This is a genomic window from Lysinibacillus sp. NPDC096418, from assembly GCF_044762775.1.
Lineage (GTDB): Bacteria > Bacillota > Bacilli > Bacillales_A > Planococcaceae > Lysinibacillus.
Map to the genome: position 1 here is coordinate 20,573 of NZ_JBIWEY010000018.1, position 20,241 is coordinate 40,813.

Annotated in this window: 20 protein-coding genes; all 20 read right to left on the bottom strand. The window is 40.2% G+C overall.

All coding sequences use genetic code 11. From position 1 onward, the window contains the following. Positions 1 to 57: 57 nt before the first annotated feature. The 20 genes from ACIQZG_RS14085 to ACIQZG_RS14180 all read right to left on the bottom strand — a co-directional run bounded on the left by ACIQZG_RS14085 (position 58) and on the right by ACIQZG_RS14180 (position 20,237). On the bottom strand, positions 58 to 2,094 hold the full coding sequence (locus tag ACIQZG_RS14085; protein WP_402755982.1) for a methyl-accepting chemotaxis protein: 2,037 nt from the start codon (positions 2,092 to 2,094) through the stop codon (positions 58 to 60). Positions 2,095 to 2,523: 429 nt separating this feature from the next. After that, on the bottom strand, positions 2,524 to 3,429 hold the full coding sequence (locus ACIQZG_RS14090) for a glycine betaine ABC transporter substrate-binding protein (RefSeq protein ID WP_402755984.1): 906 nt from the start codon (positions 3,427 to 3,429) through the stop codon (positions 2,524 to 2,526). Positions 3,430 to 4,148: 719 nt separating this feature from the next. Then, complete coding sequence (rnz, locus tag ACIQZG_RS14095; RefSeq protein ID WP_402755986.1) at positions 4,149 to 5,084, bottom strand: ribonuclease Z; 936 nt, start codon at positions 5,082 to 5,084, stop codon at positions 4,149 to 4,151. A 206-nt stretch (positions 5,085 to 5,290) separates the two neighbouring features. Beyond that, positions 5,291 to 5,917 carry an anti-sigma factor family protein gene (locus ACIQZG_RS14100; RefSeq protein ID WP_402755988.1) on the bottom strand — a complete coding sequence of 209 codons (627 nt, stop codon included), beginning with the start codon at positions 5,915 to 5,917 and terminating at the stop codon, positions 5,291 to 5,293. Continuing rightward, positions 5,907 to 6,416 (bottom strand): RNA polymerase sigma factor, encoded by a 510-nt coding sequence (locus tag ACIQZG_RS14105; RefSeq protein ID WP_402755989.1) that lies wholly within the window; start codon positions 6,414 to 6,416, stop codon positions 5,907 to 5,909. The genes ACIQZG_RS14100 and ACIQZG_RS14105 overlap by 11 nt, the downstream gene beginning before the upstream one ends. 235 nt (positions 6,417 to 6,651) lie before the next feature. Next, on the bottom strand, positions 6,652 to 7,488 hold the full coding sequence (locus ACIQZG_RS14110) for a class I SAM-dependent methyltransferase (protein ID WP_402755990.1): 837 nt from the start codon (positions 7,486 to 7,488) through the stop codon (positions 6,652 to 6,654). Continuing rightward, complete coding sequence (locus ACIQZG_RS14115; RefSeq protein ID WP_402755991.1) at positions 7,485 to 8,990, bottom strand: cobyric acid synthase; 1,506 nt, start codon at positions 8,988 to 8,990, stop codon at positions 7,485 to 7,487. Before ACIQZG_RS14115 ends, ACIQZG_RS14110 begins: the two co-directional genes overlap by 4 nt. Positions 8,991 to 9,092: 102 nt before the next feature. Then, the gene (locus ACIQZG_RS14120; RefSeq protein ID WP_402755992.1) at positions 9,093 to 9,629 is read right to left on the bottom strand and encodes a cob(I)yrinic acid a,c-diamide adenosyltransferase; all 537 of its coding nucleotides are present in this window, start codon (positions 9,627 to 9,629) and stop codon (positions 9,093 to 9,095) included. Positions 9,630 to 9,644: 15 nt separating this feature from the next. Continuing rightward, positions 9,645 to 10,208, bottom strand: a complete 564-nt coding sequence (locus ACIQZG_RS14125; RefSeq protein ID WP_402755993.1) for a nitroreductase family protein — start codon at positions 10,206 to 10,208, stop codon at positions 9,645 to 9,647. Between the two features lie 15 nt (positions 10,209 to 10,223). Further along, the gene (gene cobA / locus ACIQZG_RS14130; protein ID WP_402755994.1) at positions 10,224 to 10,991 is read right to left on the bottom strand and encodes a uroporphyrinogen-III C-methyltransferase; all 768 of its coding nucleotides are present in this window, start codon (positions 10,989 to 10,991) and stop codon (positions 10,224 to 10,226) included. Next, a complete protein-coding gene (locus ACIQZG_RS14135; RefSeq protein ID WP_402755995.1) occupies positions 10,988 to 11,626 on the bottom strand; it encodes a precorrin-2 dehydrogenase/sirohydrochlorin ferrochelatase family protein in 639 nt (212 codons plus the stop codon). The genes cobA and ACIQZG_RS14135 overlap by 4 nt, the downstream gene beginning before the upstream one ends. Beyond that, positions 11,619 to 12,986 carry a cobyrinic acid a,c-diamide synthase CobB gene (locus ACIQZG_RS14140; protein ID WP_402755996.1) on the bottom strand — a complete coding sequence of 456 codons (1,368 nt, stop codon included), beginning with the start codon at positions 12,984 to 12,986 and terminating at the stop codon, positions 11,619 to 11,621. The genes ACIQZG_RS14135 and ACIQZG_RS14140 overlap by 8 nt, the downstream gene beginning before the upstream one ends. Positions 12,987 to 12,997: 11 nt before the next feature. Further along, entirely contained in the window at positions 12,998 to 14,119 is a 1,122-nt protein-coding gene (locus tag ACIQZG_RS14145) for a cobalt-precorrin 5A hydrolase (protein WP_402755997.1), read from the bottom strand. Further along, complete coding sequence (gene cobM / locus ACIQZG_RS14150) at positions 14,112 to 14,897, bottom strand: precorrin-4 C(11)-methyltransferase (RefSeq protein ID WP_402755998.1); 786 nt, start codon at positions 14,895 to 14,897, stop codon at positions 14,112 to 14,114. The genes ACIQZG_RS14145 and cobM overlap by 8 nt, the downstream gene beginning before the upstream one ends. Beyond that, positions 14,897 to 15,604, bottom strand: coding sequence for a precorrin-2 C(20)-methyltransferase (cobI, locus tag ACIQZG_RS14155; protein WP_402755999.1), 708 nt, complete (start codon positions 15,602 to 15,604; stop codon positions 14,897 to 14,899). Before cobI ends, cobM begins: the two co-directional genes overlap by 1 nt. Continuing rightward, positions 15,597 to 16,799 carry a precorrin-6y C5,15-methyltransferase (decarboxylating) subunit CbiE gene (gene cbiE, locus ACIQZG_RS14160; RefSeq protein WP_402756001.1) on the bottom strand — a complete coding sequence of 401 codons (1,203 nt, stop codon included), beginning with the start codon at positions 16,797 to 16,799 and terminating at the stop codon, positions 15,597 to 15,599. Before cbiE ends, cobI begins: the two co-directional genes overlap by 8 nt. Further along, positions 16,774 to 17,907 carry a cobalt-precorrin-5B (C(1))-methyltransferase gene (locus tag ACIQZG_RS14165; protein WP_402756003.1) on the bottom strand — a complete coding sequence of 378 codons (1,134 nt, stop codon included), beginning with the start codon at positions 17,905 to 17,907 and terminating at the stop codon, positions 16,774 to 16,776. Before ACIQZG_RS14165 ends, cbiE begins: the two co-directional genes overlap by 26 nt. Next, the gene (locus ACIQZG_RS14170; RefSeq protein ID WP_402756005.1) at positions 17,907 to 18,566 is read right to left on the bottom strand and encodes a precorrin-8X methylmutase; all 660 of its coding nucleotides are present in this window, start codon (positions 18,564 to 18,566) and stop codon (positions 17,907 to 17,909) included. The genes ACIQZG_RS14165 and ACIQZG_RS14170 overlap by 1 nt, the downstream gene beginning before the upstream one ends. Next, positions 18,556 to 19,338, bottom strand: coding sequence for a precorrin-6A reductase (cobK, locus tag ACIQZG_RS14175; RefSeq protein ID WP_402756007.1), 783 nt, complete (start codon positions 19,336 to 19,338; stop codon positions 18,556 to 18,558). Before cobK ends, ACIQZG_RS14170 begins: the two co-directional genes overlap by 11 nt. Further along, on the bottom strand, positions 19,335 to 20,237 hold the full coding sequence (locus ACIQZG_RS14180; protein ID WP_402756009.1) for a sirohydrochlorin chelatase: 903 nt from the start codon (positions 20,235 to 20,237) through the stop codon (positions 19,335 to 19,337). Before ACIQZG_RS14180 ends, cobK begins: the two co-directional genes overlap by 4 nt. Between the last annotated feature and the right edge of the window lie 4 nt (positions 20,238 to 20,241).

Here is a 20,241-nt window from a genome sequence, read left to right on the forward strand (position 1 = left end):
GAAACTAATAGGAGATTTACCTTATGTCCCTATATTTCTTATAGGGCAGCTCCATTGTTATACTTTATATTTACCAGCAGATTGTTGTAATGTTTCAGCTGTTGTGTTCAATCTATCAATGACGGCTGTCATTTCATTCATACTAGTCGCTTGATCTTGCGCTTTTTGCGCTACTGCATCAACACTTGTAGAGGTCTGTTTAGCAAGTAACGAAACATCTTCCATCGTAGCTGTTACTTCTTCGGTGCTCGCTGCTATCTCTTCTGTTGAGCTCGATACTAAATCAACTTGGTCAGCTAAGACTTGAACGCCATTATTAATTCCTTCAAATGCTTGTTGTGCCTCATTAGCTATTGTTCTGCCAGCGTTTAATACCTCTGCTGTAGAATTGATTGCTGCTACAATTTCTGTCGTTTCTACTCGCACACTAGAAACAACTTGAGCAATACGCTCAGCTGCCACTTTTGATTCTTCTGCTAACTTTCGTACTTCTTCTGCTACAACAGCAAAGCCTTTACCCGCTTCACCAGCACGTGCTGCTTCAATAGATGCATTCAATGCTAATAAGTTTGTTTGGTCAGAAATACCTGTAATTACATTCGTAAATTCACCGATCATTCCTGATAATTTAACTAACTCTTGTGTTCTCACAACTGATACATCCGTCTTTTCATAAATAGCAGATAATTGTTTTTGTAAACGATTCATAATGTGTAAGCCATTATTAGCGTTTTCTTCGGTATTACGAGAAATTGAAGAGATTTCTGCGATAGAGTCAGAAATATGCTGAATACTACGTGCTAATTCTTCCATCGAATGCGTGCTATCTTCTGTATTTTTTAGTTGCCCGAAAGTTGCCTGTGCAACCTGTCTCGACTCTTCTTGAATACGCTGAGAAGAAGCAAGTGTATCATAGGCATTACTATGAATAATACTTGTGGCATCTTTAATTTGATGTGCCTCTTGCTTTAAATCACGCATAATTGATTGGAAGTTTTCCATCATTTTATTAAAGGACATCACGAGCTGACCAATTTCGTCTTGAGACGTGACCTTAATACGCTTCGTTAAATCCGCTTCACCCTGACTAATATCTTCAAGTGAATCTCGGACACTTAAAATACGCGATACTTGTTTAGATATTGCATGTCCAGTTGTCATGAAAATGATACATACAACAATTAAAGAGGCGATAATCGTACCCATTAAAATATTGGATAATACATTATTTGATACAACAACTGCTAAGTACGAACCATCTGATAGCGGCTTTATATATTGTGTTACACGCGTACCGTCATATTTCCCTGAGAAATTTGACGCAGTCTTTGCCGAAAATTGATCTTTTGTAAAACCAATATCCTCTAATTTATCTTCTGAAGTGGAGACTATAGCCTCCCCTGCATCGTTGACAACCGCTGCAAATAACACGTTCGATGATAAATTGTCTTTTAACTCATTAATATAATATTGACTACCAATACTCGCTTCTAAATCGAGAAGTTGCTGACCATGGCGTGCAACTTGCACAATTTGTGGAGCTGCTGGATCCCAACTACTAACGCCTACAAATTTATAAAATTCTCCGTCAACATCACGGATTTGTGCTTTTTGAACAATCTCTTTTGTACTACCTTCTAGTAGCTGCATATATTCTGCTGCTTGCCCGTTTGGATCAGAGCCAAAATTAAAGTCTATAGAAGGTGCAATAGAAGTCACTCCTGTATTTCCTTTATCATCCGTACTCCAAATTTCATCCATACCACTACGTTCAGCAATTTCTTTTAGATCTTCATATGTAGCACCCTTATTAATTATGTATGAAGCCATTACAGACTCAGCAATCATTTCCTTCTCCATAATTTCTTCGGACTTTGCCATAGAGTGAATAGCCCCTTCCATCCCCATAGCGATTGAATTGACGAGAGCTTCACCATTACTCTTTTCACTTTTATAGGTCGCTTGAAAGATATAGACAGAAAATGCGCCGATAATCAATATGACAATTACCATAATTTCGAGCATCATTCTCCACTTCATTGACTTCACCATAACACCATTCCCCCCGACAACAATGCATAATTTCATTTTCATCATACAATATTCAATCAATACATTTAATACATTCTTTACCAAAGTTAGCGAATTGGATTTATTTCGGTTAGTAAACTGTCATTAATCCGTCACTAAAATTTGGAATTTTAAAAAATCAGAGGAAAAGTACAAACCTTTTAGAAAACTCGCATGATTTTTATTATTTTTAATTCTCCATCATTTTAGGCGAACTACAGTTCCTATTAGGTTTATTGGTTTTATTTTTTAAAAATAAAAAGCGTTCATTACAGTAACTTATTGTAGATTTTCTATGAATCCAATAATCTACTATTTAAAAAGCGAAAACTCACCTCTCGTAATTGTTGTCGAGACAAATCACAAGAGAAGTTTTCGCTCTGTTCTTAGTTTTTTAAATTCGATTACTGCATACTGTGTCCGGCATTCTTCCAACATTACAACTTAATAACATTATTTTTTCGGCTCTAAATCCTCTATTGAATCAATGTCCACATAAGCTGGCACAACAAAGCCGTTTTGTGTGCCTTCTAGATTTTCACCTAAATCGACGATATCCTCCTTATACTTCTCATAAAACGCCTTGTGGGTTGTTGGTAGCCAAGGTGCTACAGTTGCATCACCTTCGCCAGTGGCAATTGCTTGGAACATAATAGCAGGGTCTACAGGTGTGACTGTCACTTTATAGCCTATTTGCTCTAACACAGCTTTTACCACACTACTTGAAGCACGTTCTGAGTCCCAAGGGGTAGATACTAGCTCCACTTCTGTGCCATTTGCTTTTGCTACTCCTTTAGTCCATTCATTGACTTTATCCTGATTATCTTCGATCCATTTCGCAGCCGCATCCTCAAAGTCTTCGTCCTGTGCGTTATACATTACCTGTTCCATATCTTCTGGCTCCCAATAGAAACGATCGAGTACTGTAAATACATCAGGTAAATCCTTCTCTAAGTCTTTTCTTACAAGTGTATTAATATTTTCTGCACCACCTAAAACGCCTTTAGGATCTTCAAGTATTTTCAAGTCATATGCAGAAAATTTCCAGTGAGGCTTCCAACCCGTAATAATGATTGGCTCTTCGTTGTCGATCGCCTGCTTGAGGGAAACTAACATTCCTGCTGTAGAACTTTCCTCTAATATCCAGCCTTCTAGGTTTTCATATTGCTCCAATGCATCTTGTGAAAGGCCTGTTAAACCTGCACCTGGCTCAATCCCGACGATTGTATAATTAACCTGTTCTTCAATACTTGCGGATCCTTCTATTGAATTGTTACTACCTTCCTCATCACCACAAGCACCTAAAAGTAATGAAGCAGAAATCCCCAAAGTAATACTTAACATTTTTAATACTTTCATATTCTCATCTCCCTTTATAAGTCTTGATTTATCAACGGTTTTATCCGTTTTTAAAGTGGTGAAATAACGTTTTCACCGCATAGTGCATAAAGCCATTTCTAGTTCTGTTAGTAAATTATCATTTGATGTGCGTGTTTCATTAAAGTGGATAGAATAAATTTAATGCACAATTTGATTTTTTCCGATTCATATCTCATGGCGTCTAGAGCATCCATTTCTTCTATCAGCCTATTCAACAGACAGGGGCTGATCATTTTCAAAAATCGACTGCTGCTATAATTTTCAACTTATATGTAAATTCAATATTCGAAATAGTGCGTTTGAAAAGTAACAACTTAATATTAACAACAGGTTGTTACTTGTGTCAAATCGTAATTTCTCCACATGTAAATCCATTCCATGGAGATGATTCTACTTAGATCTTTTATTTATAACTAGTACATTTTCACTGTAATTTAGATAAAGATGCTCTTCACCTTATCTTGCAACTTATTTTTTCACAATCAATAATTCACTATTTAACAGTAAAAGAAAAGGCGAAAACTCATGAAGAGAGTCTTCGCTATGTATCCTATGTTTTATTTATAAAGTTTTACAAAAAGCAACAATGGAATACAGATTTTCCTTGTATATCAAATAAACAGCAGATTATTTTCCTTTCAGGACAGAATTCCTACTATTTTAAGCCGTCAATCGTAGCAATGTGTATAATGTCTGAATTAATGATTCAACTCACCATTCTGCCAACTAAAAATCGTGTGATCTGATGTTAAATAAGTTTGTGCAAAAATCGCTTGCGCTTCTACTAAAAACGCTGGTAAATCACTTGGTAAAAATCGCGCGCTTAAATGATTTAATAATAGATAACGTGCTTGTGCTCGACTTGCAACAGTCGCCGCTTCAGTATTTGTTGAATGACCATAATTGGCTGCCAAATCAATTGTAGAACCATCAAATGTAGCTTCATGTACAACAATATCTGCATCTTGCGCTAGAGCAATTGCTTCTTCACAATATTTTGTATCGCCTAGAATAGCTAACGTAAACCCTTTTTGAGGAGGTGCCAATACATCTGTTGCACGTACGATTACACCGCTATCTAATGTAACATCTTGTCCGCTTTTTAACTGCCCCAGTTGTGGACCCTTTGGCACGCCAAGTTCTAGCGCCTTTTCAATCAGCAACTCTCCCGGCAAGTCCTTTTGCTCAATGCGGTAGCCGAAGCAAGGCACAACATGACGCAATTCACCTGCTCGTACGATAAACTGTTCATCCTCATAAATAATCCCCTCACTGACCTCTACAAACTTTAGTGGATATGTCAAATGGGTTTTAGATAAAGCAAGTGTCGTCTCAATCCACTGTTGTATGCCAGTTGGACCAAAAATTGTTAGCTCCTCATCCCCACCTTGAAAAGAACGTGAGCTAAGGAAACCTGGCAGTCCGAAAATATGATCACCATGTAAATGAGTGATAAAAACCTTTGTTACTTTACGAGGCTTTAGAGATGTACGCAAAATTTGATGTTGAGTTGCCTCTCCACAATCAAACAGCCACATTTCACCGATTTCATCAAGCAGCTTCACCATTAATGCACTTGTGTTTCGTTCCTTAGATGGCATCCCTGCACCTGTCCCTAAAAAATGCAACTGCATATACTTCACCTCTATTTACTTTGTTTCTTAATTTTATAAACCAATTTGGATTAGTAATAAATATAGTTATTATATCATGAGTAAGCAGTACTAACTACTTATCCATCATAACGTGGGGTTGATTTCCAGGGGGCGTCTGATGAGCCGCTTCACTCGCTCCAATCAGCTATATAAAAACAGAGACCACGACTAGGTCTCTGTTTTTCTCATGTCGCATTAATAAAAGTTCTTCTTTGTGTAGTTTTAATTTCAAAGAAATATTTTTCACCTTTCTTTAGGCTGTCCAATTTTACACCTGTTCCAGGTTCTATCTTCAATTCATCTACTACTACAAGACCATTTTCATCTTTTACCCTCAGCAATATGTTACTATCATTACTTGCACTATTAATTATTTCCTTTTTCCAAAAAATACTGTCGAATATCAAATACTTTTTGTCGTTAAAATATACGCTTTGCCACTCCTCCATATCTTCTAGTTCTACATGGACATCGGCCCTCATAATCGGGGTAAAGAATTGATGAACAACTTCTACCTCCTGATAAACAAAATTACCTACAACCGTGATAAAAAAGGTCATTAAAAAAGTCATAACAATAGCCTTAAACACTTGGATACGGCTCTTTTTATTAATTTTTTTAAAAGGGGTAATTGCTTTTGCCACTTCTTCCGGTATCGTTTGAACATAATCTGTTTGCTGCTGCATTGTTTTTAACGTCTGCTTGCAATCTTCGCAATGTGGTATATGCTCTTCAATCGCTGTTACACTATCTTCACTACAAATTCCATCAATATACGATGGTAGTAAATCTTTAATAATATTACAATTCATTCAGATCAATCCTTTCTGCTAGTTTTAGTTTGGCACGATAATAGGTAACCCTCGCCCAGTTCTCACTTTTATCAAATATCTCACCAATCTCTTTAAAGCTAAGATCAATGGAGGTTCTTAGTAAAAATATTTCACGATAAGACTCCTTTAATGAATGTATTTCTTTGTGTAGCGAAACTAGTGTATTGCGTTTAACTAGCTGAACGTCTGGCACATCAGCTTTAGATGGGATCTCAACGCCCATATCCATCATATTTTCTACACTCATATGAGCATTACGTTTCTCCTTTTTTAAGTAGTTATAATATGTATGTTTTGCAATTTGACATAACCAAACAGACATTTTACATTCACCGTTATATCGCCCGATGGACTTTACTGCCTGATAAAAGGTCTCTTGGGTCAGTTCTTCCGCTAAATCTACATTGGAAGTTAAACAAATAAGAAAATACTTTACTTCATCTGCATACGATTTGTAGATTTCACTTAAATCCTCCACCTTCCCCCTCCTTCTCGCCAACTTTTAATCTGTGACACTTATATATAGATTTAAAACGGTATTCGTTACAAAAATTTAAATACTTTTATTAAAATCTCGCTAAATTATCCAGTACACATCATCTTTCACGATGTTTAACGCAACATTAACATAAATACCCTACAAAAAAACAACTGTATTCCACCTAATAACTAGGAGAATACAGTTGATAATCTTTATCAATGTGTAGTTAATACTATTTCGGTTCCCAAGAAATAAGGGCTGCATGAAAATCATGGCGATAAAAATAACGCCCATCGACTTCTTCAATAAATGGCGCTAATGCCTGCTCTACATGTGCACGTTGGTATCCTTCAGTTAAAATTTTACTACTTTGCGTCTTCAGAAGTTGTTCATAAGAATCATATTCATATGTACGTTTAAGTTTAACAATCTCACATTCCGCATAAATATCCATTTCATAGAGTAAATTTAAAAACTCAATATAGTCCCTACGTGGGAATTTGATATCGTAGCCATACTGCGCATGTAACACCTCATAGTGTGGTTGAATCGGGCCGGTCGTCATCCCGATGATGGCACGCTTTTTTGCAAGACGGTTCATATGGCGAAGCGCCTCTTTAATATGGAACATACGATAAAAGCAATTCACCCCGACTACCACATCATGCGCCTCAACCGAATTTTTGCCCAACTCTTCCCACTTCGCATGAACATAGCCCACATGCTGCTGATCACTTAAACAGCTTTCTAAGTATGCCAGCACACTCTCGGAACTATCCACACATGTTAGCTTTTCCGCATAATCTGCAAGTGGAAACGTGTAGTTCCCCCAGCCTGGACCAATTTCTAGAACAGAATGCTGTGGCTCAATTTTTTCGCGTATCGCTTCAAAAATACGTGCCGCATATGGGTCGGTTTGTCCTACTTTTTTACGTGCAATAGACTGAGACCAAAATTGCTCTTCTAACGAATCATCTACCATACGTTCTGGCATTTTACCATGCCAATCTTTCATACCTTCTTGCCATAATGCTTCATAATTAATAGCGAGTGGGCCTTTTCTTGTCATGTTTTCACCTCTATATTAAGCAGTTCGTACACTTTTTCCATATCTAAATTTGCACGGATATGTTTAGCTAGCATATTATACGCATCTTCTCGGCGTTCTGCATCACTCTTCACATCACTCGGTAGCATTGCTAACCCTTTCTTCACACGTAATTCATTGATAAGATTTCGTGTAAATTGACGGTTGTGAAAAAGTCCGTGGAAATACGAACCGATTACTTGCCCATCCTCACTCACTGCCCCATCTACACGTCCATCTACTAATTGTAAAAACGGTGACACTTCTTCACGCAGAATCGTTGTGCGCCCGAGATGAATTTCATAGCCAGTTAACGTCGTACTATTATCTTTTAACGTACCGGACATCTGTACAGTTTTTTTATCTCCTACAAAAATAGTTTCAATTGGCAATAACGCTAACCCTTGTGCATTGTTTCCATTTCCTTCAACTGCATCAGGATCTAATAACGTTTCGCCGAGCATTTGGAAGCCTCCGCATATACCGATGATTTTTGTATCTTGTGCACGTAAATCCTCTATAGCCCTATCAAAACCTTGCGCCTTTAACCACGCTAAATCATCCATCGTACTTTTTGTTCCCGGCACAATTAGTAAATCAGGAGTCCCAAGTTCCGCAACATTTGCAATTAAACGAACACCTACTTCAGGCTCATCAAAAAATGGATCAACATCCGTAAAATTCGAAATGCGCGGTAAACGAATCATCGCTACATCAATCGCAAATTCACCCTTCTTCGGTTTTTTAAACCGTAGTGAAGACAGTGCTAGGGAATCTTCCGCTTCGATTTTGACATCCATATATGGCACTACACCAAGGACAGGTATTCCCGTTTCCTGTTCAAGCCATGTAAGTCCGTCATCCAGCAATTCACGCATCCCACGGAATTTATTGATCACGATACCTTTCACCCGAGCACGCTCCGCCTCATCTAAAAGCGCTAACGTTCCAATAATAGACGCGAAAACACCGCCTCTATCAATATCAGCCACTAAAACAACCGCTGCATCGGCTAAATGTGCCATACGCATATTGGCAATATCACGATCTTTTAAATTGATTTCAGCTGGACTCCCTGCACCCTCTAGTACAATGACATCATATGTATCTTGTAATTTTCGTACGGATTGTTCTACTATCGGCATTGCTTCACTGACAAAATTGTTGCGATAGCTTTTTGCATCCATATCTAAGAAATGCTTGCCATGTACAATTACCTCTGACATCATCTCTTGCTTTGGCTTTAGCAAAATCGGGTTCATATCTGTCGTAGCGACAACACGTGCAGCTTCAGCCTGTACGCCTTGTGCACGACCGATTTCTCCGCCATCCTCTGTGACGAACGAATTGAGTGCCATATTTTGTGACTTAAATGGCACTACATGTAGTCCGTCATTCGAAAAAATACGACAAAGTGCAGTACAAATCATACTTTTCCCTACATCTGAAGCAGTTCCTTGAATCATAATTGATTTTGCAGGCATGTCTTTTCCCTCCAATTACTTGCCCCTTAGCGCAAGTGCTTACGGATTTTGAATTGTGATATCAATCTAAAATCCGTGACCTCCGCTTCTATGTGAATAAAGTTAAAATTCGAGCCCCTTGACTGCTGGAATTCCTTCGTCATAGTAATGTTTCGTCGCATCAATTGTTGAAACCAAATCAGCCATCGCTATAAGGGCAGGATTTGCACTACGCCCTGTTACGACAAGATGCATCGTTGCTGGTCGATTTTGAATGGCTTCAATGACTTCAGCTAAAGGCAGAACATCATCGATAGGGAATTTTGTAATAGCAAGGGCATTATTTAGTTCGTCTAATACAAGTAAATCAATGCTGTCATCTTGCAAAGCTGCTTTCGTTTTTTTCCAAGCTTTTGCAAGGGCTACTCGATGTTCTTCAGGCGTTTTCGTCCACGTAAAGCCAATCCCCATCTGTTCCATCTCAACACCAAGCTTTCGAAGAGCAATTTGCTCTCCGTATGTACGCTCAGGAGATTTGATAAATTGCATATAACGTACATTTAAGCCGCGCCCTACTGCACGTAAAGTCACACCGAGTGAAGCAGTTGTTTTCCCTTTACCTTCACCTGTATACATTAAAAACAAACCTTTTCTAGCCATTTCTTCTAATCTCCTTTAAGCAAGCCATGTTGTTTTTTCAACGAATGAAGTACGCTTCTTGTCTGGTAAATCTTGCTCCTCTGGATAACCTATGAAAATCGTACCAACAACCTTTTGTGTATCACTTGCACCGATAAAATCATGCATACGTGTATCATGAACAAGGCCAACACCACGTGTACGCCACACAAAACCAAGTCCAAGTTCCTCTGCTGCTAGCCACATTGACATAATGGCACTACAAACAGCAAAAACATTGTCTTCAGTTGCATCGACGTCACCTACAGCGATATCTGCAGTCACCACAATGGCAACGGGTGTCGTTTGCACAACTTTTAATGAACTTTCAACTAAATTCGGTTTTGTCGGAAATCGTTCTTGTAAATAGGCAGTCGCCATTTCTTCATAGCGTTTCATCGCATCACCTTGCATAACATAAAAATGCCAAGGCTCGCGCATTCTATCATTTGGCGCATAAGTAGCTGCTTGTAAGATTTGTTCGATTTTCTCCTTTTCAACAGCTTGTGTCGTATAATTACGGATTGCTCGTCTTTGTTTTAATGCTTCGATGACTGACATATTGTTCTCCCCTTATTACGAAATTTCTAATTGTTGCTCTTGAAACCAGTGGATTTTCTCCCGTACATTGACAACATCTCCAACAACAATCATCGAAGGGTTATGATAACCTTCATGTTCAATTATGCTTGCGATTTCATCGAGTTGTCCTGTAATCGTACGCTGTTTGTCTGTAGTGCCCCACTCAATGACTGCCACTGGTGTGGTTGCTTTACGTCCATGTTCAATCAGTTTTCTCGCAATATATGATAAATTGCCTACGCTCATATAAAAAGCAACCGTATCAATACCTGTTGCAAGCGCAGGCCAATTTAAAAAGTCTTGTCCTTTTTCTTCGCGACCATGACCAGTGACAAGTGCAAAACTTGTGGCAAAATCACGGTGTGTAACTGGAATTCCTGCGTATGCTGGTGCGGCAATTCCCGCTGTAATACCCGGAACAACTTCATAAGGAATATCATGATTCTTTAATACTTCTGCTTCTTCTGCACCACGTCCAAAAACGAATGGGTCTCCACCTTTTAAACGCGTCACAACTTTACCCTCTTTTGCCTTTGCGACTAGAAGTTCATGTATTTCCTCTTGAATAAGGTGATGTTTCCCGGGCAATTTTCCGCAATAAACGAGTTCTGCATCTTTTTTTGCATAGTCTAACAATTTAGGATTAACGAGGCGATCATATGCAATTACATCTGCTTTTTGAATGCATTCGAGGCCGTATACGGTAATCAACTTCGGATCACCAGGACCCGCTCCAACTAAATAAACTACTCCGTTACTCATAGTAATTCTCCCGTCAATAATTGTTGTAGGTATGCTTCTCGTTTGTCGATTTCGCCACTGCGTGTCCATTCTAATAAAGACGGTTCAAGTAAAGCTTTTAAAGCCGCAGTACGCTTTTCGCCTTTTTCAATCGTTGCAGTAATCATCAAGCGAGCCTGCTGTAAAAAATGCACATAGTCTTCATAGATATCATCAAACTGTTGTTCTAAATCTTTTTTTATTTTTCGGGCTAAGGCGGGGCTTGCCCCTGATGTTGAAACAGTTAATACAAGTGGCCCACGACGGACTGTTGCTGGTGTAATAAAATCACTTGCCCCTTGTACATCTGCACGATTTAATAATTGCCAATGCTGCGCCGCTTCTTGCACCGCATCATTTACCGTTGGATTGTTAGTTGTCGCAATAATCATTGAAGCATCATCTAAATCACGTGGTTCAAATTCTTTTTCACGCCACGTAATTTGACCGTTCTCGGCAAGTGGTACTAATGTTTCATGCAATGTTGGACTGATAATTACGATATTTGCTTTTGCTGGTAGTAACGATGCCACTTTTTGCGTTGCAACATGTCCCCCGCCAACAATAACGACCGTTTTATATTCGATATTTAAATGGATTGGAAAATAATTAGTCACCGTTTTTCACCTTCTTACATGCTGTCATCCAATTATCCACGAGTTGTGGATTCGAAACGAAATGGAAATGCGTATAGCCCGCCACTAAGTTGTTCATGTTATAGCCTTCCTGCTTTTTACCGAAACGACCTTTCGTTTCATAAGCAGGTGTTAGATGCTCTCCGCTATATTTCGAATAATGGAATTCATGCCCTTTCGCTTCTTCATTTGCTCCAATTAAAAAGTTACCTTCTGTGCCAAAAATCTCACGATACCCAAGTGCCGCGAGTTTTGTTTGCATCGCTACCTCACCTGGAACAACTCCAAGCATCTCATAGCGCTCACCAGAACTATTCGTAATAGCTTCTGTACAATACATAAAGCCACCACATTCCGCTAACGTTGGCAAGCCCTTGTTGATTGCATCCCGAATTGACTGCTTCGCCACATCATTTTGCGCAAGAGTTTGTGCAAATTCCTCGGGGAAGCCACCACCGATGTATAGCCCATCTGCCTCAGTAGGTACAGGCTCGTTCGCTAATGGAGAGAAAAACTGCAACGTCGCTCCTTTTGCACGTAACAACGCTAAATTTTCCTCATAATAAAAGTTAAACGCTGCATCTTTCGCCACCGCGATACATACATCTTTTTTTGGTTCTTCAACAAATAGATTTCCTATTTCTTCAAGTGCTGGCGCTTTTGTTAGAGCGAGAAGTAGCTCCAAATCAATCGTCTCAGCCATCAATGCACCAAGCTTATCAAAAAAGGTATCCAGCTCTCCACGTTCAATTGCAGGGATTAACCCTAAATGACGGCTAGGAATATCAATGTCTGCCTCACGTTTTAAATACCCAATGACTGGAATACCACATTCCTGTTCAATGGCCGCTTTAGCAATTTCATAATGCCCAACGCTACCGACTTGATTGGCTATGACACCAACAATATTCGGCTTGTCGGACAGCAGTTGAAAGCCCTTCACAACAGCGGCAACACTTCTTGCCATACTCGCGCAGTTGACAATTAAAATTACAGGACTTTCTGTAACGACACTAATCTCAGCTGCCGACCCTGCATCTGATAAAGGACTTTTGCCATCGTAAAAACCCATGACACCTTCTATAATCGAAACTTCCGCATCCTTGCTCGCACGTGCAACAATATCTCGAACTGCCTCATGAGAAAACATCCAGCTATCAATATTACGAGATACACGTCCTGTCACTGCTGTATGATAGGTCGGATCAATATAATCAGGACCACATTTAAAGCCTTGCACGATTTTTCCTTTTTCCTGTAATGCCTTCATGAGACCAATTGTAAATGTCGTTTTACCAACACCACTACCTGTTCCGGCAAGTACAAAACGATTCGTTTTCATGCAATCCCTCCTTAAAATGGGCGTCTTGCAACAGAAATCGTTGCATTGCCTGATTTTTTCTTTTGTAAAATTAATGCCTCTACCTGGGCGTATCGCATTGCCGCTGGTTCACTCACACCGTACGCCCCTGTATATTTAAACACCGTTTCAGAAGGTGTTGGAAAATCAATTTCATTCAATTCAGCAGGTGTATACGTGATGAATTCCCAGTCGTATTTTTTGGTAATATCGATAAAGCATTGCTCATCCTTCTTTAAATCAATCGTACAAAGTGCTTTGACACTTTTTTTCGATAGCTTTAGTTCAGCAAGTGTTTCATCTATGACTTGTTCAATTTCTTCGATTGAGGTACCACGATTACAGCCCATGCCAAGAACTACTGATTTAGGACGATAAATCACGCCATTTTCAAGTAGTACTTCTTCTTCAGGTTCAATAATACGGTCCGTAATAAGTAGTGTCGCATGAGGATTTACGGCGATTGCCGCTTGTGTCGTTGGATACACTTTTATTTGTTCTGGCATCGGTGTATCACGCATCCACCAATTTTGCTCGCCAGTTTCCTGTACGATGGCAACATGCTCCTCATTCACAACAGAAGCACTAACAGGTGTTAATTTCTCATCACTATCCCACACCCAACCAAAACGTGACCCAAATAAATCCACAGGAATCGTTTTTTGTACATCTGATGCCGTTGTAATAATCGGATTTGCTCCCATTGCAGCAGCCACTTCATGCGTTAATTCATTGGCGCCACCTAAATGGCCCGAAAGTACACTAATAACATTTTCACCTCGATCATCAATAACAACGACACCCGGGTCTGTCTTCTTATCTTGTAAAATCGGCGCAATCATACGAACGACTGCACCGAGTGAAATGATCAATATTAACCCTTTATATTGCTTAAACAAAGTTGGGAGGAGCAAGCGCACTGTACCCGTAAACATTTGAATATGTTTTTGCTCCTCGTCTCCATGCTCGAATTTCCCCATATAATAGAGGTCACCTTGCGAAAATGACTGTTGTAATTTCCGCCCAAGTTGCACACCATGCTTTGTAATGGCTACGATTGCATAGGGATGACGCTGGTCGACCTCTGGGTATACGCCCTCTTTTAACTCAATCACTTGTCTTCACACCTTTACGAAAGCCGTGTGTAAAGCTTGCATCGTATAATTTCGAACGGTATTCATCCTTGTCGTGGATGTCTGGATCTAGCGCCCAGCCCGCTAAAATCATGGCATGCTTACGGATGCCGTTGACACGCATTGCTTCATCGAGCTCAATTAACGTCGTACGTACAATTTTTTGATCTGGCCACGTCGCACGTTGGATAACCGCGACTGGTGTATTGTCGGCCCAGCCTGCTCCTTGTAATTCCTTAACAATTTTCTTCGTTAACGTTGCACTTAAAAACAGCGCAATTGTACAATGATGACTCGCCAGACTACGTAGCTTTTCAAATTCCGGTACAGGCGTACGTCCTTCAGCACGTGTTAAAATCAGCGTTTGTGTTAAATCAGGAATCGTTAGCTCTGCACCAATTGCCGCAGCAGATGCAAATACAGAACTTACACCTGGAATCACTTCATAACCAATGTCTTGTTTCTTTAATAGTGCTACTTGTTCCATAATTGCACCATACATCGCAGGGTCACCTGTATGCATACGTGCAACTACTTTACCCGCGTTCACACGGTCAGCCATCACACCAACCATTTCTTCTAAATGCATACCCGCTGTACGAATCACTTCCGCTTCCGGCTTTGCCTTCGCGATTAAATCCTCGTTCACTAAAGAATCTGTGTACATAACAACATCAGCTGTTTGTAAAATATGTAAGCCCTTAACCGTAATTAAATCTGGATCTCCAGGACCAGCACCAACTATAAAAATCTTCTTCATTATTTACGCACCACCATTAATGTTAAATATTCTAAATCGACACCATCTAGCTCGCGTACATCCCAAATAATTTCTTCATCTGATGTTACTTTTGTCACAACTGAAGCTTTATCAAGTAAATCTAAATCACGCAGTACTTCAAGCATTAAATCGATGACCTTCGCCACTTTAATGAAGACAACGGCATCATGACTTTCTATCGCTTGACGCATTGCATCATAATCATCATGTGCAGGAATAATCGCAACATGATCATCACCATCTGCAAGCGCGATACCAAGACGCGATGCTGATCCATTAAATGATGAAATACCAGGCACTGTACGAATTTCCACATCAGGATGCATGTCTTGCATCAGCTTCATCATATGTATGAACGTACTATATAAAAGTGGGTCCCCCTCTGTAACGAACGCCACATCTTTACCTTCTTGTAATTTACCATATACTAACTCTACAGATTTCGTCCATTCACGTTCAAGTACAGCCGCGTCCTTCGTCATTGGGAACACAAGTCCAAGCATATCCTTTTCTTCTGGATTAATATAGACTTCAACAATGCGGTGCGCATAGCTTTTACTACCTTTTAGCTTTTTCGGATAAGCAATTACTGGTGACTCTTGAATGATACGAAATGCCTTTACTGTAATTAACTCTGGGTCTCCAGGGCCAACGCCTAAACCATATAAAATACCTAAGTTACTCATGATTTTCTTCCTTTCGATGTGCCGAAATAATATATATTGGATTGAGTGGTACAAATCTTGTCATATCTAAAATCGGTTTACTGCGAGATAGCTGTGCCTGTAAAATATCGACTGCAAAGCCACATGCCTTAAATGCTTCCACCGCTTTATATAAATTTTCAATTGTCGCTGCATTTAAAACAATGCGCCCATTCGGTTTCAAACGTTTACAGCAAAGCTTTAATAGTTCCACCATTTCTCCGCCCGTTCCACCGATAAAAATTGCATCTGGATCTGGAAAGTTTTCCAGGCCTTCAGGTGCTTTACTGTGAATTGCTGTAATATCTACGCGGAATTTCTGCTGATTTTGCAGACAATTTTCTAGATCTGGTGCATTTTTTTCCACCGCAAACACTTGTCCCTCTGGCGCTAACTTCCCTGCTTCAATCGCCATTGAGCCCGTACAAGTTCCAACATCCCACACTGTACTACCCTTTTGTAATTGCATAGCATGTAGGCTTAGTACACGAATTTCCTTTTTCGTTATTAGCCCTTTATCTGGCTTACGTTGGGAAAATTCTTCGTCGTCAATGCCGAGTGCATAACTTTTCGGCGAATCTATTTGCTTTAAAATCACAACATTTAGTGGCGAAAAGTCAGCTTCTTCTAACTCATCAAGTGAGTACCAGCCACACTTTTCGTTGTCACCTTGTAAATTTTCAGCTACAAATGCGCGGTATTCTGTCATACCAAAATGCTTTAAATAACGTGCGAGTGCATTTGGGCTATTGTCTGCGTCCGTTAAAAGTGCAACCTTTTTCTTACCATCAATCCTTTGGGCTAAGCCCTTCATAGAGCGCCCATGAATACTTGTCACATAGGCATCTTGCCAGCTTTCTCCCATTTTAGAAAACGCTAATTGCATCGAGCTCATATACGGGTATACCTCGATTTCTAACATCTTCGCTAAATAGCCGCCAATTCCGTAAAACAAAGGATCCCCCGATGCCAAAATTACGATTCTACGTGTTTCTACTGATAGTCTATCTACAAGAGCTGATAGACCACCCTTTATGGCGATTTTTTCGCCTGTATATGTTGGGAAAAATTCGAGTACACGCTCTCCGCCAACAAGTACCTCACTGTCTTCAATCCACTGGATATACTGAGGCAGTAAACTTTCTTGTCCGTTATCCCCGATCCCAATCAATTTCATCGATGGATGCAATATTCTCAGCCCTTCCTAGTAGTTGTCCTTTCATCGAATAAATCGATGTTGCGAGTGTCATACCGCCCTTTATATGATGTAGCGAGGAGTAGCAACAAGCCTCACATAGGTGATGAAAAAAAGCGTCGTAACCCTTTTCTGCCATAATTTCACCGACTTGTGATGCGGTATTCGCTTCCCGAACTTCTACCTGTGTTTCTTCATCTGCACCTACATCACTAGCAAGCTGCGCAAGAAAATTAAAGTCAATGCCAGCACTCTTTGAATGCACCATCATGACACCCTGTGCGACTTTCGAAAATTTCCCCATCATACCTACGAGAGATACTTGTTTGATGCCTTGTCGTTTACAATGTTTCAATGTAAAGCCGACAAAATCCCCCATTTCAATAAATGCCTCTTCTTGTAGCTCTGGATACTGCGCCATTGCATATTTTTCACTGCGTCCTCCTGTCGTTATAACAAGATGTTCACAGCCTGCTGCTTTTGCTACACTGATGGCTTGAACGATACTTGCCATATAAGCGGAACTCGAAAAAGGCACGACGGTTCCCCTTGTGCCTAATATCGAAATACCTCCGATAATGCCGAGCCGTCCATTTAACGTTTTCTTCGCCATTTCCTCACCTAGTGGTACTGAAATTACAACGTTTACCCCACGTTCAATGTGAAATATTTCGAGCACTTCTTGGACAGTACCGAGAATCATTTTACGTGGTACTGGATTAATAGCTGCTTCACCTACAGGTACTGGCAGACCAGGCTTTGTGACACGCCCGACGCCAATACCTCCGTCTAAATGAATACCAGGTTTATCTGCCCAACTAACTGTGCCAATAATAAGCGCTTTATGCGTGGCATCCGGATCATCACCAGCATCTTTAATTGTTTCACAACTCACTTTTTTGCCGTCAAATGTACATTTTTCAATGGTAAAAGTCGCATCACGCCCAACAGGTAAATGAATCGTACTCGTTTCCTGTTCTTCATTCGTAATGAGGGCAATAAGGGCTGCCTTTGTGACAGCTGTTGCACAGGCTCCCGTTGTGTAGCCATGACGCATATCTTTGGGATCCTTTTTTACCTTTCGCTCCATTATTTTTTCGCCTGTTCATCCGCTAATAGTGAAATGGCATTTAGGGCTGCAACTGTTACCGTACTACCGCCTTTACGTCCAACGTTTGTAATGTACGGAATTCCTTCAATTTTCAGTAACTCTTCTTTTGACTCAGCAGCTGATACGAACCCAACTGGCATCCCAATAATTAAATCTGGCTTTGCAATTCCCTCTTTAATTAAACGAATTAACTCAAGTAAAGCAGTTGGCGCATTCCCAATGGCATAAATTCCACCCTCATGTAAGCTCACCGCTTTTTGCATCGAAATAATTGCGCGTGTTGTATTTTGCTTTTTCGCTTCAATCGAAACATCCTCATCTGCGATATAGCAGTGTAAATCTCCACCATGTTTTTGGAATCTTTTTCTCCCCGAACCACTTTCAATCATTTGCACATCTGCAATGACATGACGACCTGCAAGAATTGACTTAACGCCCGCTTCAAGTGCTCCTGGTGTGATAATCACACTACGTCCTAATTCGAAGTCAGCCGATGCGTGAATAATACGACGTACAACTTTCCATTCGTCTTCTGAGAAGTTATGCTCTCCCATCTCCTCTGCAATAATTGAGAAACTGTAATCATAAATTTTATCTGGGTCTACTGTTAATGGTTTGAAATCTGTTTTAAAGTCCATTTGTGTTGCCTCCTAATTTGTCTGTCACAGCTTGTACTACCTCTTCAAAAGTAGAATATTGCTGTCCATATTTTATATTTGGTCGTGCGATTAAAATTGTTTCAATATTACATGCAAGTGCGGCTTCAAGTTTTTCATCGACAGAACCGACTTTACCGCTTTCCTTTGTAATCATTAAAGTCACATCATATTGACGGAACAAAGCTTCATTCAATTCCTTTGAAAAGGGGCCTTGAATGGCGACGATATCCTTTTGTACCACACCGAGCGCATCACATTTTTCCATATTATCGAGTCGTGGAAGCATGCGTGCAATCAGGCGTGTATTTTCTAAACCGTGCAATACCTTTGTAAAGGTCGCAAGTGTTTTACTACCCGTTGTCAGCATAATGACACCACGTTTTTCCGCTGCTAACTGCGCGGCTTCCTCGTAATCTTTAACGACTGTAATAAGAGGATGCGCGTATTGCTCATGGGCACGCTCATAGCGAATGTATGGAACATTTGCCATTTCTGCCGCTACCATCGCGTTTTTCGAGGCTTCCTCTGCGAATGGATGAGAGGCATCGACAACAATTTCGTAGTCTTGCTCAGTTAAAATCGTCGCCATTTCTTCTGCCGTTAAGCGACCGACTAAATGCTTAAGACCAACTTCTTCAAGGCTCGCCGCCGCAGATTCTGTGACAACAGTCGCTGTCACATCATATTTCCCTTCCTGCAATTCAAGTGCTAAGCTTCTTGCATCACTCGTACCCGCTAACATGAAGATCATTTCACTGGCTCCTCATGATGGTGGTGATGGTCGTGATCGTGGTGGTCATGATCATGGTCGTGATGATGGTGATGATGGTGATGATGTGCGTGACCATGCACCTCTGCGTAAGCTCGGTAATTTTCTAAATCCTGCATGCCTGTAGAAGTACCATTCACTGCTTGGTCAATACGCTCTAATAGGACATTTTGTAAACGCTCATGATAGCCGAAATAATTAGCTATCTGAATATCACACGCTGGATATTTTTCGTTGAACTGCTGACGCATATCATGCATGCGTTCCATTAAGATGCCAGTAAATAAAAAGTACGGCAACATAACGATTTTCTTGGCACCTAGTTTCACACAACGCTCGATCCCTTCTTCCACTCGAGGATCTGTCACGCCCATAAAGGCACTTTCAACATACTGCACAGGCAGCCTCTCCCAAAGTAAACGTGTGATTTTATAAAAATCGCCATTCGCATAAGGATCACTACCGCCACGTGCAATAAGTAATATCGCTGTATCTTCATGTTTTGCTTCAGCGTCAAAACCAGTTTCTGCTAAACGGTCTTGTAAAATTGAGAAAATCTCTTCGTGAATACCAATCGTTTGGCCATACGTAAAGTGAACATTTGGATAATGCTCACGTGCATGCTCAATTTCTGCTGGAATATGCAATTTCGAATGCCCTGCATGTAGCAAAATAATTGGAATAACATGTACTTCTGTTGCGCCCTTTTTCACGCAATTCGTAATTCCCTGCTCAATATTTGGTGAAGCAAATTCTAAAAAGCACGTCTCCACTAAAAAATCCTTATCAATTCTCGGTGTCATTTGTTCTATAAATGAACGTACCTCATCATTTCCTGCTGCTAAACGGCTACCATGGCCGACAAATAAAATTGCTTTCATCTTT